Below are 14,496 nucleotides of genomic sequence, written 5' to 3'. Positions count from 1 at the left end.
TGTTGCAAGGCGCCGCGTTGATAAGTTAGAAGAAAATGATGCCGCCCAAGGACACGCCATTCATCTTCGCTTCGCCGCCCGTAAAGCCTTTCGAGCGCGTCTGGCCCAGTTCACCCACCAGCGTGATCGCGCTGTTGAGCGAGTAATACGCACCGAGGGTCAGGTTGGCGTTCGACTTCAAGCCACCCGTGCCGGCCGTGTTATCGTCGTTCTTGCTGATGCCGTAGGACAAGCCCAGTTTCAGCTTGTCCGTCGTCTTGTACGTGCCTTGCAACAGCCAGTTTTTCGACTTGGTATCGCCCTGATCCGCATCGGACAGGATGCCCAGCCCTTTGCCGCCCTGGTAGTTGAGCAGTACGCCAGCCGGCCCCATCTGGTACGAGCCGCCCACCTCCACGCCGCGCATGGTCAGGTCATCGATACCTGGCGTTTTCGAGGTGAATTTTTGCGACTTCACACCCAGCCAGGCTTTCAAGCCTTCCTGCCCATACGTCAGCTGCGCCTGCACTTGCGGGCTCGACTTCGAAGAATAGGTCGAACCTGCCACGATGGGCGTATCGGACACAGGGCTGACCAGCGCCACATCGACGCCAAAGCCGCTGGACTTCGGCGAGCTGTACATGATCTGGCCATAGTTGCCCAGATAGGTGTAGCCAGCACCGATATGGCCCAGGGTCACCCGGCCCCGCTGCGTCGCTTGCACGGGCGCGCCAGAACCCAACAAGGTCATGTCAGACAGGATCGCATTCGCGCCGAAGATGCCGTAGTCACGGCCCAACTTGAAGGTGCCCATTTCCGCATTGCCGAACGTAAAGAAGGCCTGGCGTACATCGACCACGCTGTTCTGGCTGATGGCGCTGTCGGTGGCGGTCGAGTTGTAGATGCCGATCAAGGCTTTCACGTCGTACTCGCCAAGGCGCGACGAGGCGGAAGTGATCAAGCCATTCGGCAGCAAGCCGTTGCCGATGGTGGTGCGGTCCTTCTCGCCACCGCAACCGAGCGCCTGGCCACCCAGCGCCAGCCCGCCCACCGCATCGCCCGAACAGGACACTTGTGTGTAGTAGGCGTTGACGATGCCGCCCACCGACACCGTCCAGTCGCCCGCCTTGATATCGACGGCTTGCGCCTGCCCCATCGCTGCGATTGTCATGACACCCAGGCTCCCCAGCTTGATCAATGTGTTCATTGCTTATCCTCTTTCTTCTCTGTTTTTAGTGTGCACACCAGTGATTGATGTACCTCAAGCTTTGGCAATAAGCGTGCCCAGCACGGCTCAGAGGGAGAAAGAGAAAAAGCGTATTTCACGTGTGCAGCAGCGGATCAATTGCCCCGCATGGTGTTCATTTTTTGACCGCAAGTATGCATAGCGGTGATACAGGTAAACAAAAAACTGACGGCCTGGGCCGTCAGAAAAAAGAAAGCGCCCGGCGGACAGGGAGACGCCCATCCGAGTGGCCCGGGCGTTTCACCCCCTTACTTCGATGCCAGCTTGAAGACCCACACGGAACCGCCCTGCTCCAGGAAGTTGACCTTCTTCGCCACTTCGCCACCCCACAGTGGCACCGCGCCCCCCCAGCCGGATACGACGGCCACATATTGCGTATCGCCATCCTGCCAGGTGACGGGCGGCGCCACGACGCCGGAGCCCGTCTGGAATTTCCACAGCTCCTTGCCCGTCTTCGCGTCGACGGCTTTCAGGAAGCCTTCCGGCGTACCGTAGAACACCAGATTGCCGGCAGTACTCATCACGCCACCCCACAGCGGCGCATTGTTCTTGACTTCCCAAACGATCTTGCCCGTCTTCGGATCGATGGCGCGCATGGCGCCGATGTAGTCGTCAAACAAAGGCTTGATGGTGAAACCGGCACCGAGGAAGGCGCCGCCCTTCTTGTAGCTGATCGGCTCGTTCCAGATGTCCATGCCCCATTCATTCGCGGGAACGTAGAACAGCTTGGTCTGCGGCGAGTACGCCATCGGCATCTGATTTTTGGCGCCGAGGAAGGCCGGGGCGGAAAATACCGTCGTGCCCTTCTTGCCCTCTTCACCCTTGGTCGGATCGCCAGGGCGGTTGGCGGCGATGAAGTTCGGCCGTCCCGTCTTCAGGTCGATGCTGCTGGCCCAAGTGATCTTCTTTACGAACGGGAAGGCGTTTTGCAGCTTGCCGTTGTTTGCATCGATCACATAGAAGAAACCGTTGCGGTCAGCCTTGCCGCCGTAACGCTTGCCATCCATGTCGAAGGTGACGAACTCGTTCGCGCCATCGAAGTCCCAGGAGTCGTTCGGCGTGTTTTGATAGGCCCATTTGATCTGGCCCGTCTTCACGTCCAGCGCCACGGTGGACGAGGAATAGAGATTGTCGCCGGGACGCAAATGGCTGTTCCACGGTGCCGGGTTGCCGGTACCAAAGTAGGCCAGCTTGGTTTGCGGATCGTAGGTTCCGCCCATCCAGGTCGAGGCGCCGCCCGTTTTCCACAGGTCGCCCGGCCAGGTCTTGTTCACGGTGCCAGACACGCCGTTATCCGTCGCCTTGCCATCCTTGTCGTAGCGGTGGCCCATGTGGCCCTCCACGGTCGGACGGCTCCACACCAGTTCGCCGGTCATGGGATTGCGCGCTTCGACCCGGCCCACAATGCCAAATTCCCCGCCCGATACGCCCGTCAGCAGCAAGCCTTCGGCGATCAGCGGCGCGGCAGTCATCGAGTAACCGGCAGCGTAGTCGTCGACCTTTTCCTTCCAGACGATCTTGCCCGTGTTTTGATCCAGCGCCACCAGGTAGGCGTCCAGCGTGCCGAAGATCACCAGGTTGCCGTACAGGGCGGCACCGCGGTTGACCACGTCGCAGCATGGCATGATGCCGTCTGGCAAGCGATGTTCATACTTCCACAGCTTGGCGCCCGTTTTCAAGTCGACGGCAAAGATGCGCGAATACGAGGCCGTGACAAACATCTTGCCGTTATGAATCAGCGGCTGCGATTCCTGGCCCCGCTGTTTTTCACCACCAAACGAGAACGACCAGGCCGGCACCAGCTTGGCCACGGTCTTGTCATTGATCTGCGTCAACGGCGAATAGCGCTGGCCCTGCGTGCCCATGCCAAACGACAGGACGCTAGACGGATTCTTCGCCGTGCTGTCGAGCATGGCACTGGTGACATTGCCCACGTCGGCCGCCTGGACCAACGAGGCGACACTCAAACCGACGACGATCCCCATGATTTTTTTCTGCACAATCATCTCCCTCTGTTATTAGTATGTGTGTGTAACTCTCAGGTGCTTTTTCTGTCGTGTTCATGCGGCTGGGCATGCAACAAGGCGCACTCTTCATCGGTGAACAGGCGCGAGCGCGTCAGGAAGCGCTTGCCTGTGCCGTTGTCGAGTGAAAACATGCCGCCATTGCCATCGACCACATCGATAATCAACTGGGTATGCTCCCAGTACTCGAATTGCTCGAGTCCCATGTAAAACGGTGTGCCATTCAAATTGCCGAGATAAATGTCGGTATCGCTGACATCGAACTCGCCCAGCGCATAACACATGGGCGCACTGCCATCACAGCAGCCGCCCGACTGGAAAAACATCAGCGGTCCGTGACGCTGGCGCAACTTGTCCATCATTTCCAGCGCCGCTACGGTGGCGACCACCCGGGCAATTGCTGCACTCATGGCATCCCTTTCTGCACGCCGCGCCCGGCCAGGGGCGCGGCGCGTGTGCCGGTTTAGAAGAAGCCCAGGGCTTTCGGGCTATAGCTCACCAGCAAGTTCTTCGTTTGCTGGTAGTGATCGAGCATCATCTTGTGGTTTTCGCGGCCAATACCCGATTGCTTGTAGCCGCCGAATGCGGCGTGGGCTGGATACAGGTGGTAACAATTGGTCCACACGCGGCCCGCCTGGATGGCGCGCCCCATGCGGAAGGCGCGCGAACCGTCGCGCGTCCACAAGCCGGCGCCCAGGCCATACAAGGTATCGTTGGCAATCGCCAGCGCTTCGGCCTCATCCTTGAAGGTGGTCACGGACACGACGGGCCCGAAAATTTCTTCCTGGAAGATGCGCATCTTGTTGTTGCCCTTGAACACGGTCGGACGCACGTAGTAGCCACCCTCCAGGTCGCCTGCCTGCGTATTGCGCTCGCCACCGGCCAGCACTTCGGCACCTTCCTGGCGGCCGATATCGAGGTAGGACAGAATTTTTTCCAGCTGCTCCTGCGACGCCTGGGCGCCGATCATGGTGGAAGAGTCGAGCGGATTACCCTGCTTGATGGCGGCCACGCGCTTCAAGGCTCGTTCGATGAATTTCTCGTAGATCGATTCCTGGATCAGCACGCGCGATGGGCAGGTGCATACTTCGCCCTGATTCAGCGCAAACATCGTGAAGCCTTCCAGGCACTTGTCGAAATAATCATCGTCAGCATCCATCACATCTTCAAAGAAGATATTCGGCGACTTGCCGCCCAGCTCCAGGGTGACGGGAATCAGGTTCTGCGCGGCGTAACCCATGATCAAGCGGCCCGTACCCGTTTCACCCGTGAAGGCGATCTTGGCGATGCGCTTGCTCGACGCCAGCGGCTTGCCCGCTTCCAGGCCGAAACCGTTGATGATGTTCAACACGCCCGGTGGCAGCAAGTCGCCGATCAGCTCGATCAACACCATGATGGAGGCGGGAGTCTGCTCGGCCGGTTTCAGGACCACGCAATTGCCGGCTGCCAGGGCTGGCGCCAGTTTCCACACGGCCATCAGAATCGGGAAATTCCACGGGATGATCTGGCCCACGACGCCCAGCGGTTCGTGGTAGTGGTAGGCATAGGTTTCCGCGTCGATTTGCGCGACGGAACCTTCCTGCGCGCGGATGCAGCCGGCGAAGTAACGGAAATGGTCGATGGCCAGCGGAATGTCGGCATTCATCGTCTCGCGGATCGGCTTGCCGTTATCGATGGTTTCCGCCGTGGCGATCAGGCTCAGGTTCTGTTCGATGCGGTCGGCGATGCGGTTCAGGATGTTGGCGCGCTCGGCAGGTGAAGTCTTGCCCCAGGCATCCTTGGCGGCATGGGCGGCGTCCAGCGCCAGCTCGACGTCTTCCGCCGTGGAACGGGCGATTTCGCAAAACGGCAAGCCCGTGATGGGCGTGATGTTAGGAAAGTATTCACCTTTTACTGGCGCAACGAATTTGCCGCCGATGTAATTGTCATAGCGTTGTTTGAAGGGATTGGCTACGCCCAGTTTGCTGATGTCTGCGAGATTCATGTCGTCCTCTATCGGGTTAATTAGAATGGAATTGCTGTAATTAAAATCAAACGTCCTGGTACAGATGGGGTGAGTACACGGAGTCTTCCGCAAATGCCGTGCCAGCTCGCCATCCCACTACAAACTTAGCGGGTTTTTCCCCGCTTACAAGGGCGTGGCGCCAAACCCGGCCCGCTTTTCATCGCCTGCCCCGGGCATGAAAGGCGGGCGTGGGTCTGTTTGGGTTTTGAACAAGGTGGCGGCGCCCTGTTCCAATCCGGGCCAGTGCTGTTGCTGCGCCCCTGCGCCGCTGCACAATGGAACAGGTGTGCCAGACTGGAACACCTGCGCCTGTGCCACTACCGAATCACCACGCCCCATGGCAATTCGCCCACGGCAATATCGGCCACCTTGCGCGCGCTGGCCGTATCGATGACGGAAACGCTGTTCGAGCGGCCATTGGCCACGTACAGCTTGGCACCGTCCGGCGTGATGGCCATATTCCACGGGCGCTTGCCGACGGGAATGGTGGCCGTGACCTGATTGCTGGCCGTATCGATCACCATCACCGTGCCATCCGTGCCGTTCGAGACATACACCTGCTTGCCGCTGGGATGGACAGCGATACCGTTGGCATTCTTGCCCGCTGGAATGGTGGCAATCGCCTTGCGCGCGGCCATGTCGATCACATACACGGCATTGACCAGTTCGCACGCCACATAGGCTCGGCCCGAATCGGGGCTGAAACCAATGCCGCGCGGACGCAGGCCGACAGCGATGGAAGCGACCTGGCGGCGTTGCGCAACATCAATGACATCGACTTGCTCGGCCTCTTCCGCGCTCACCAGCAGCCAGCGCCCATCGGGGCTGAACACGGCATGTTCCGGGTTCCGCCCTTGCACCTTGATGTCGGCGAGCAAGACACCCGTCTGGCCATCGAGCAAGGCCACGCTATTGTTTTCCTCGACGGCCACAGCCACGTAACGACCGTCATGGGATGCGCTGACGCCTTCGGGCGACTTGCCCAGCGCCACCGTGCGCAGGGGCGCGCCGCCTTCATTGTCAATCAGCAATAAGGCACTGCTGGCGGCATCCGTGACAAACAATTGCCGTCCTGTGGGGTCGGCGGCGATGCCGCGCGGACGCTTGCCTGCGGCAATCTGGCGCACTACCTGGTCGGTCGCCGTGTCGATCACGCTCAGGGTGCCCGATTTTTCATTGGGCACATAGGCAAACGGAGCAGCCTGGATGGCGCTGCTGGCGAGCACAGGCAGCAGCCAGCAAACCTGGCGCAAGCGCGAGAAGAAGTTGGGCATAATCACCTTTTCCATAGCAAAACGAGGGGAAAGCGCGCGGTATCGGCGCATCTGAACATTGCTGCATGCAAACGCCGTGCCACTGACACGCGTATAATTTCAGCCCACCAATGGAGACATGGCAGGCATATTGCTTGATAAGACTATGCAGACCTGCGCCGCTCACGCGTCCAAGCAGGCTTTTATTCACATTGGAGAACCCGCATGCAGCATCGTTTCCGCTTGAACACCATTGCCAGCCTGTTTGTCGCCGGCAGCGCCACCCTCGCCCCCACGCTTTCGCCGCCGAGTCCGCTGACCTGGCCACCGGACAAGTCATGGATACGGTGGTCGTCAGCGGCAGCCGCATCGCCCACCCCAGCCAGGAAGTGCCGGCCTCGATCGATGTAGTCGATAGCGCCCGCATCCAGGAGGGCCAAATCCGCGTCAACGCGTCGGAAGCGCTGGCCGCCGTGCCGGGCCTGGTGGTGCAAAACCGCCAGAACTACGCACAAGACTTGCAAATCTCCTCACGCGGCTTCGGCGCCCGTTCGGCCTTCGGCGTGCGCGGCGTCAAACTGATCAGCGATGGCATTCCGGCCAGCATGCCCGATGGCCAGGGCCAGGCCGCCACCTTCAACCTGGACACGGCGGAGCGCATCGAAGTGCTGCGCGGGCCATTTTCTGCCATCTACGGCAACCATTCGGGCGGCGTGATCCAGCTCTTTTCCAAGGATGGGCAAAATCCCCCATCCGTCGAATTGAATGTAACGGGCGGCAGCTACGGCACCAGCAAGGTGGACTTGACGGCGCAAGGACAGGCAGGCGGCATCGGCTACGTGCTCGACGGCTCACGCTTCCGCACGGACGGCTTCCGCGACCACAGCGCCGCCACGCGCGAACAGGCTTTTGGCAAGATCACCGTCAAGCCCAATGCAGACAGCAAGCTGACCATCGTCGCCAACAGCCTGCATCAGGGCAATACGCAAGATCCCCTGGGCGTCACTTGGGCCACGTTTGCCGCCAACCCGCGCGCAGGCGAAATCGACACCACCGATACGCAAAACCCGAAGCGCACCTTTGCCGAGCGCTACAACACGCGCAAAAGCATCGACCACCAGCAAATCGGCGCCACCTATGAACAGGCGTTCGGCGAGGACCGCCTGCATGTGACCGTGTATGGCGGCAACCGTGACGTGATTCAATATCAGGCCTTCAACAAGGGCTTCCAGGCGCCCCCCAAGCATTCCGGCGGCGTGGTTGACTTCCAGCGCCAGTTTTATGGCATCGATACGAACTGGCTGCACGTGAACCAGCTGGCAGGCGGCAAGCTGAGCACCACCATCGGCATCGATTACGGCCGCTCCAGCGATGACCGCACCGGCTATGAGAATTACATTGGCAATGGCTTTGGCGTAAAAGGCAAGCTGCGCCGCGACGAGCAGGATGTCGTCTCCAGCCTCGATCCGTATATCCAGGCGGAATGGCAAAGCGGCCCATGGCTGCTCAGCGCAGGTGTGCGCTACAGTAAGATGAAAGTGGCGGTCAACGACCACTTTCTCAGCAATGGCGACGACAGTGGCAGCCTGGAGTTCAGCCACACGACACCGGTGCTGGGTCTGCTGTATAAGCTGACGCCCAGCGTCAACGTCTACGCCAGCGCCGCACGCGGCTTCGAGGCGCCCACCCTGAACGAACTGTTTTACTCGGGCACGGGCAGCGGCTTCAATTACCAGCTGAAACCGGCCACCAGCACCAACCTGGAAGCGGGCATCAAAGCCAGGATCAATAGCAACACGCATCTGAATGCAGCCTTATTCCAGATCAAGACCAGCGACGAACTGGTGGTCGATCAATCGAGCGGCGGGCGCACCAGCTACCGTAATGGGGGCAAGACCTTGCGCCAGGGTATGGAAGTGTCGCTGGACTCCAGCCTGCCGTATGGCTTCACGACAAAAGTGGCGCTGACCAGCCTGCACGCCGTGTATGACCAGGCCTTCGGCAGCGTGCGCGAAGGCAGCCGCTTGCCGGGCGTACCCAGCGCCAACCTGTTCGCGGAACTGGCATGGAAAGACACGCTGGACCGTTTTGGCGCGGCACTGGAAAGCGTGGCCAGCAACCAGATCTACGCGGAAGACAGCAACAGCGAAAAACCGGCGCCAGGCTACACGGTGTTCAATGCCAGGGTCAACGCCAAGCAAAACGCGGGCAAATGGCGCTTCAAGGAATTTGCCCGCCTGAACAATCTTTTCGACAAGACCTATGTGGGTTCCGTCATCGTTGGCGACAGCAACAAACGCTACTATGAAGCGGCGCCGGGCCGTAACTGGCTGCTGGGCGCCAGCGCGCAATATTCGTTCTAAGAAAAAAGCCCGCGCATCTTCCAATGCGCGGGCTTCTTGGCATATCAACATAGCCTGCTACGGCCGTGCTTCCTTCACGCCATATTTCTCAAAGATGGCTTTCAATTCGCCGCTAGCCGCCATCTCGTTCATGGCCGCCTGCAGCAACTTGGCCACGTCGAGCTGCTGACGGCTGACAGCCAGACCCACGGCCCAGCCGGCACGCGGCAAGCGGGCGAACGCCACCTCGCTCAAGGGGAAAGCGGAATCGCTTTTCAGCACCGACTCGATTTCCGAACGATTCGCCAGCACGGCGTCGAGCTGGCCCGCCTGCAATTGCTGCAAGGCTTCGGCAGCCGTGTCGAAGATACGCACGTCGTCGCGGTACTTGCCATTGTCTTCACCCAGCATCAGCATGGCGGCGATCGATACCTTTTCCACGCCGATACGCTTGCCGGCCAGCGAAGCGATGCCATCGAATTGCGGCACGGCTTGCGCGCTGCGCGCCAGACGCACGGTTTCCACGTAATACGGGGCGAAAATCTCGACCTTGTCGTTATCCGCCATCAACTTCTTGTCGACCGGGACATGCAACATGACATCGGCAGGACCATAGCCGAGGTAGTGGCCCTTCCACACCATATTGCGCAAATCGTCATTCAGGTTTTCACCGGCGGGAAAGGGCAGCAAGCTCAGTTTCAAACCCAGCTTTTTGGCCAGCGCTTCGGCAATGTCGATATCGATGCCCGCGCCCTTGTCGGAAAACGGCGCGAACTCGTTGTACACCGCCACTTTCAGGCTGCCCGACTGCTGCACTTTCTGCCAGTCGGCGCGCGCTGGCGCGGCTGCGCACAGCGCCAGGCAGGCGAGCGAGAGCATCGCGCGCGCGCCACGGAATTGAAATGAACGCATGGGACTCCTTGGTGATCAATCGGCTCAGTTAGAATCGCGGCGGGTTTCCAGGTAGGTTTTGATGGCCCACATGGCTTCCTGGTTGAAGACACCTTCAAACGGCGGCATGTACACGGCGCCATTGCGTACTTTACCGTGGCGGATGGTCGCCAGGAAATAATTGTCCGTTTCCTTGTAGCATGCCTGTTTCTTTGTCTCATTCTTGATACCGAAGCAATCGCGGTCGAGCTGGCGCAAGTCCGGCGCGATGCCACCCGAGATGGCTTCGATGCCGTGGCAGCGGGCGCAATTCTGGTTGTAGGCGGAGGTGCCCACCGTCAGGGCCAGCTTGTTGCCACGATACGGGTTTTGTTCGAGCCACTTGTCGCCCACCTTGGGCAAGCCCGTGGTGTCGACGCCTTGCGGCGTGACATTGCCGTGCGCATAGGCATGCGGCAAGGTCAGCAGGGAAGTGAGTGCGACGGCACCGGCGGCTGCCACGCCGAGCAGGGTACGGATGGAATAGGTCATGCTGGTCTCCTTGGTTTTTTTAGTGAATATCCAAGAAGAGCAAATGCCATGCCATGCCTATATGCCCCACATCCGGTCGCCCATGTATCAATTTGGAACAGCTGCAACAGGTAGTTGTGTCACCGCGCGCGTCAGACGGAGGCCACCGTGCAAATGCTGGCCCGCTCCTGCTGCTCGAAAGTGATACGCACAGGCAAAAACCGGGAAATCACCTCCGCATTCGTCAGCGCATGCTGCGAGACCTTGCTGCAACTGAAGGCGCCACCACCGGCCAGCGCCATGGGCAGCAAGAGCTGGTCGGCCAGGTGCTCGCCGACGGCCGCATCCGTCTTCAGATAGGCGCGCACCTCGTTCAGCAGGCGCTTGGCCACAGATTCCGCCAGCAAGTACTTTTCGCCAAAAGAAGTAAACACTTCCGTGACATGCTCATGCTCGAGCGTCAGCAACAAGACATTGCCCGGCCCCTGCTCCGCGGGCAAGCCGACGATACGCAGCTGCTTGCCGCTCCAGCCCATGCCGCTGGCGACACGCTCCAACTCGCGCTGCGCCACGTTCACATGTAGGCCCGCCAACACGCTTTCCGCATACCCTGCTTTCCGTTCACCGCGCTGCAGCAATGCGATAGGCCGCAAGCGCGGACACGGTTGTACGGTGGCAATCACTTCGCCGCCGCCTGCGGGATGAAAGCCGTAGCGTTGCAGCGCGATCTCCACCTCGGCACCCATCTGCTGCAGGATGGGGCCATACGCGCGCTGCAGGAAATGCACGGGCGGCGCCATGGGATTGTGCGTGCCGCCACTGATGCGCACGGTGGACGGCCCATCCGCATGCAGCAGGGCCGGCAACAGGGTTTGCAGCACCAGGGTGCAACTGCCGGCGCTGCCGATGGCAAAACGGTAATCGCCACCGCGTATGGAGCCAGGCACGAATTCCAGGCTAGCTGCGCGCAGCGCCAGCGGCGTCGTGCGCGCCCCGCAAATGGCGGCCGACGCCTGCACGGCCAGCAAATGCTGGCGCAGCAGGCCGGGCTTTTCCCGCCCCGCGCGGATATTCGTCAAGCGGAATGCTTGCCCCGTGATCATGGACAGGCTCAGCGCCGAGCGCAAAATCTGTCCGCCGCCTTCACCTTGCGCTCCATCTATTTCTATCATCTCTACTTTCTCTCTCTTATCCTTTGACGCAGACGACCTGCTTCAGGATATGCACGACATCGACCAGCTCGCGCTGCGCCAGCATCACCGCATCGATATCCTTGTAGGCCATCGGAATCTCATCGATCACGTTTTCATCCTTGCGGCATTCCACGCCTTGCGTGGCGCGGATCTGGTCCTCCAGGTTGAAACGCCGCTTCGCTTCCGTGCGGCTCATCGTGCGTCCCGCACCGTGGCTGCAGCTATGAAAGCTCTCCGCATTTCCTTTACCGCGCACGATAAAGCTCTTCGCCCCCATGGAGCCGGGAATGATCCCCAGTTCGCCGGCCCGGGCCGAGACGGCGCCCTTGCGCGTGACCAGTACATCCTTGCCGAAGTGGTGCTCCTTCTGCACATAGTTATGGTGGCAGTTGACGGCTTCCACATGCGTCTGGAACGGCTTATGGATGACCGTGCGCACGGCCGCGATCAGGTTCTGCATCATCACTTCGCGGTTGTTGCGGGCAAAACGCTGGGCCCAGCCCACCGCCTCCACATAATCGTCGTAATGCTGCGTTCCCTCGGCCAAATAAGCCAGGTCCTGGTCGGGCAGGTTGATGAAGTGAGTACGCATATCCTGCTTGGCCAATTCGATGAAATGGGTGCCGATGGCATTGCCCACGCCACGCGAGCCGGAATGCAGCATGAACCACACCGAGCCCTGCTCGTCGAGGCAGACTTCGACGAAGTGGTTACCGCTGCCCAAAGTTCCCAGGTGGCGGTAGTTATTCGTGTTCTTCAGCTTGGGCGTTTTCAGGCAAATGGCATCGAATTCATCCTTCAGTTGCAGCCAGGCCGCATCGACCACCGAAGGCGGCGTATGCCAGGAACCTTCGTCGCGGCCGCGGTGGCCGCGCGTCTTCGGCGACATCCCGTGCGGAATGGCGCGCTCGATGGCGCTGCGCAGTGGCCCCAGGTTATCGGGCAAGTCGCTGGCCGTCAGCGTGGTTTTCGCCGCCATCATACCGCACCCGATATCCACGCCAACCGCCGCCGGAATCACGGCGCCCAGCGTGGGAATCACGCTGCCGATGGTCGAACCTTTACCCAGGTGGACGTCGGGCATGACGGCGATATGCTTGTAAATGAACGGCAGGGTCGCCGTGTTGCGTAATTGTTTTTTGGCCGCTTCTTCGACAGGCACGCCACGGGTCCACATTTTCACGGGACGGCTGCCTTCGGCATGCAGGACTTCGTATTCTTTCATATGTTCTCTCTTCTCATGTTATCCGGGGGGATGACCAGGATTGGTGAAACGTTGCCGACGCATCGGCCCTGGATGTAGTTCCACCGGCATTCATCCGTACGACAACCCGACAAGGTGGGACAGGATTTTCTGGCAAGCTCACTGCGCCTGCCAGGCCGGTTTGACGCGGCTAAGCTATGTAATCCTGTCGGCATTCGGGGTACTGCAGCGCATGACAAGGTTGGACAGGACGTCTGTTATGTAGTCTTGTCCGCATTCATGCGCTTTACTTCAACAACTTGCAACATCGATGGCGTCGATTTCTCCCACCCAGTGCGCGGGGTCCAGCCGACCTGCAGCAAAGGCGGCGATAATCCTGAATACGTCATCGGAAAAACCACCGATGTTCAGGATATCCTCGCGCTCCATCGCCTGCGTCGTGGCGTGCGGCGCAATATCGATGCACACCAGTTTCGCTTGCGGATTGCGCTGCTTGAAGACAGTCCACTGTCCCATCGTTGCCGTGGCGCCGCTGCGTCTGGCGTCGATCCACGATTCGTTATCAGAGACATAAATCACCAGGTCCGCCAGCTCCTTCTTGCTGTTCATCCGCAGCAGTGGCGCACTGCAATTGGTGCCGCCACCTCCGATGGCCGCCAGCCTTGCCGCGTTCTCCATCACCGTGCCCTGCGCATCGAGCTGGCATGTCACCACGCTTTGCTCGAACGGCAGCACCATGGCGTCCGGATTCTTGCGCAGCATGGCCGCCGCCACCAGCGCCGCCACGTCGATGCAACGTACACTCGAGGTGGCGCTACCGCGAAAACCGCTGACGGGCGAGGACATCGAGCCGGAAACGTCGGGACACACCACCACCCTGCCCGCTATCCGCGGCACGTTCAGCAGCGATATTTCCAGCGCCTGCTCCAGCGCATTGCGCACGATGGCGGGCACGCTCTCGCTGGCGGCCATGCAGGCCGACATCAACTGGTACGGAAATACCCGCGCCCGGTCAATCGCCTCGGAATCGCGCAGCTTCGCGGCAATCAATTCCGGCATGCCGTCGATCGCATACACGCCGTGGCGGCCAAAGGTGTTCAGATTCATGCGCACCATCTGCCAGCTGCCCTGGCGGGCGATCTGCGCCCAGTCCCGGGCAGACAAGGGTAGCGCCGTCAGCATCTGGAACGGCACTTCCGGTATCGCTTGCGCTGGATCAAGCTTGTAAGCCTCGAACGCGGCCAGCGCCGGCGGCAGTGCCTTGGCATCGTACTGCTTGCCGATCAGCCATGCAAAAAACGCTGCCCGCCAGGCATCCTGCGGTTTCGGGTGCACCATCTTCACCACGTCGGCCAGCGAGGGTGCATTGCCCACGGCTGCGGCCAGCAAAACCTGCTCCGAAGCGCTGTTCAACCATGCCTGCACCAGTTTTTTCGGACGCGACCCCAGCGACTTGCGGCCCGCGACGCCCGAGCGCATGATCTGCACGAAGTTGCGCAGCATCTTGCCATTGTTGATGACGCGCTCGAAAGCTGGCGGAAATTCCACAGCGCCCTGCGCCGCCAACACCGCCACCAGCAAGGCCGGCATGTCTTTCATGTAGCCCCGTTCGCGGCAATACACGGCCGTTTTCGCAATGAAGGCCGGCTCCACGGCTTTGCACAGTTCCAGCACCCTCGCCAGCTGCGCTTCGGCGCTCGCATAGAACGTCGTGTTCAGGCAGCCCGTGGCCGCATACTGGGCCAGCTGGTGGCGTGGCGTCAGCGCGTAGGCTGGCGCGCCTTCCGCGTTGAAGCCCAGTGCGGCTGGCAGCAAGCTGGTTTGTTTAGTGCTTTGGAATAGCCGCAAG

General features: G+C 60.4%; 11 protein-coding genes. 1 reads left to right on the top strand and 10 read right to left on the bottom strand.

Annotated elements, in window-relative coordinates:
• Window positions 1-25: 25 nt before the first annotated feature.
• From C8C89_RS05875 to C8C89_RS05855, 5 genes are all read right to left on the bottom strand, one after another.
• Window positions 26-1,186: a porin gene (locus C8C89_RS05875; protein WP_243857910.1), complete on the bottom strand. Its 1,161-nt coding sequence runs from the start codon at window positions 1,184-1,186 to the stop codon at window positions 26-28.
• 287 nt (window positions 1,187-1,473) lie between these two features.
• Window positions 1,474-3,210, bottom strand: coding sequence for a PQQ-dependent methanol/ethanol family dehydrogenase (locus tag C8C89_RS05870; RefSeq protein ID WP_257562590.1), 1,737 nt, complete (start codon window positions 3,208-3,210; stop codon window positions 1,474-1,476).
• A gap of 53 nt (window positions 3,211-3,263) precedes the next feature.
• A complete protein-coding gene (locus tag C8C89_RS05865; protein ID WP_101483101.1) occupies window positions 3,264-3,659 on the bottom strand; it encodes a DUF779 domain-containing protein in 396 nt (131 codons plus the stop codon).
• A gap of 53 nt (window positions 3,660-3,712) precedes the next feature.
• Window positions 3,713-5,233 (bottom strand): aldehyde dehydrogenase, encoded by a 1,521-nt coding sequence (gene adh / locus C8C89_RS05860; protein ID WP_099404118.1) that lies wholly within the window; start codon window positions 5,231-5,233, stop codon window positions 3,713-3,715.
• Window positions 5,234-5,571: 338 nt separating this feature from the next.
• On the bottom strand, window positions 5,572-6,528 hold the full coding sequence (locus C8C89_RS05855; RefSeq protein WP_133989119.1) for a beta-propeller fold lactonase family protein: 957 nt from the start codon (window positions 6,526-6,528) through the stop codon (window positions 5,572-5,574).
• A gap of 110 nt (window positions 6,529-6,638) precedes the next feature.
• On the opposite strand from C8C89_RS05855, the gene C8C89_RS05850 reads away from it, so the two are divergent.
• Window positions 6,639-8,870, top strand: a complete 2,232-nt coding sequence (locus C8C89_RS05850; RefSeq protein WP_347876578.1) for a TonB-dependent receptor — start codon at window positions 6,639-6,641, stop codon at window positions 8,868-8,870.
• Window positions 8,871-8,927: 57 nt separating this feature from the next.
• Here the strand turns inward: C8C89_RS05850 and C8C89_RS05845 are convergent, their stop codons facing one another.
• From C8C89_RS05845 to C8C89_RS05825, 5 genes are all read right to left on the bottom strand, one after another.
• A complete protein-coding gene (locus tag C8C89_RS05845) occupies window positions 8,928-9,761 on the bottom strand; it encodes a transporter substrate-binding domain-containing protein (protein WP_243857908.1) in 834 nt (277 codons plus the stop codon).
• Between the two features lie 24 nt (window positions 9,762-9,785).
• A complete protein-coding gene (pedF, locus tag C8C89_RS05840; protein WP_101483104.1) occupies window positions 9,786-10,271 on the bottom strand; it encodes a cytochrome c-550 PedF in 486 nt (161 codons plus the stop codon).
• 131 nt (window positions 10,272-10,402) lie between these two features.
• Window positions 10,403-11,422 (bottom strand): RNA 3'-terminal phosphate cyclase, encoded by a 1,020-nt coding sequence (gene rtcA / locus C8C89_RS05835; protein ID WP_133989118.1) that lies wholly within the window; start codon window positions 11,420-11,422, stop codon window positions 10,403-10,405.
• A gap of 16 nt (window positions 11,423-11,438) precedes the next feature.
• Window positions 11,439-12,668 carry an RtcB family protein gene (locus C8C89_RS05830; RefSeq protein WP_133989117.1) on the bottom strand — a complete coding sequence of 410 codons (1,230 nt, stop codon included), beginning with the start codon at window positions 12,666-12,668 and terminating at the stop codon, window positions 11,439-11,441.
• 270 nt (window positions 12,669-12,938) lie between these two features.
• Window positions 12,939-14,462 carry an RNA-binding protein gene (locus tag C8C89_RS05825; protein WP_243857907.1) on the bottom strand — a complete coding sequence of 508 codons (1,524 nt, stop codon included), beginning with the start codon at window positions 14,460-14,462 and terminating at the stop codon, window positions 12,939-12,941.
• Between the last annotated feature and the right edge of the window lie 34 nt (window positions 14,463-14,496).

Source organism: Janthinobacterium sp. 75 (assembly GCF_004365495.1).
GTDB lineage: Bacteria > Pseudomonadota > Gammaproteobacteria > Burkholderiales > Burkholderiaceae_D > Janthinobacterium.
Note: the sequence above shows the minus strand (reverse complement) of the source record. Positions and strands in the feature narration are given on the sequence as shown.

Bases quoted from the DNA above. Each gene is read 5' to 3' on its own strand.
- C8C89_RS05875 (WP_243857910.1), bottom strand. From the start codon at position 1,186: ATGAACACATTGATCAAGCTGGGGAGCCTGGGTGTCATGACAATCGCA.
- C8C89_RS05870 (WP_257562590.1), bottom strand. From the start codon at position 3,210: ATGGGGATCGTCGTCGGTTTGAGTGTCGCCTCGTTGGTCCAGGCGGCC.
- C8C89_RS05865 (WP_101483101.1), bottom strand. From the start codon at position 3,659: ATGAGTGCAGCAATTGCCCGGGTGGTCGCCACCGTAGCGGCGCTGGAA.
- adh (WP_099404118.1), bottom strand. From the start codon at position 5,233: ATGAATCTCGCAGACATCAGCAAACTGGGCGTAGCCAATCCCTTCAAA.
- C8C89_RS05855 (WP_133989119.1), bottom strand. From the start codon at position 6,528: ATGCCCAACTTCTTCTCGCGCTTGCGCCAGGTTTGCTGGCTGCTGCCT.
- C8C89_RS05850 (WP_347876578.1), top strand. From the start codon at position 6,639: ATGGAGACATGGCAGGCATATTGCTTGATAAGACTATGCAGACCTGCG.
- C8C89_RS05845 (WP_243857908.1), bottom strand. From the start codon at position 9,761: ATGCGTTCATTTCAATTCCGTGGCGCGCGCGCGATGCTCTCGCTCGCC.
- pedF (WP_101483104.1), bottom strand. From the start codon at position 10,271: ATGACCTATTCCATCCGTACCCTGCTCGGCGTGGCAGCCGCCGGTGCC.
- rtcA (WP_133989118.1), bottom strand. From the start codon at position 11,422: ATGATAGAAATAGATGGAGCGCAAGGTGAAGGCGGCGGACAGATTTTG.
- C8C89_RS05830 (WP_133989117.1), bottom strand. From the start codon at position 12,668: ATGAAAGAATACGAAGTCCTGCATGCCGAAGGCAGCCGTCCCGTGAAA.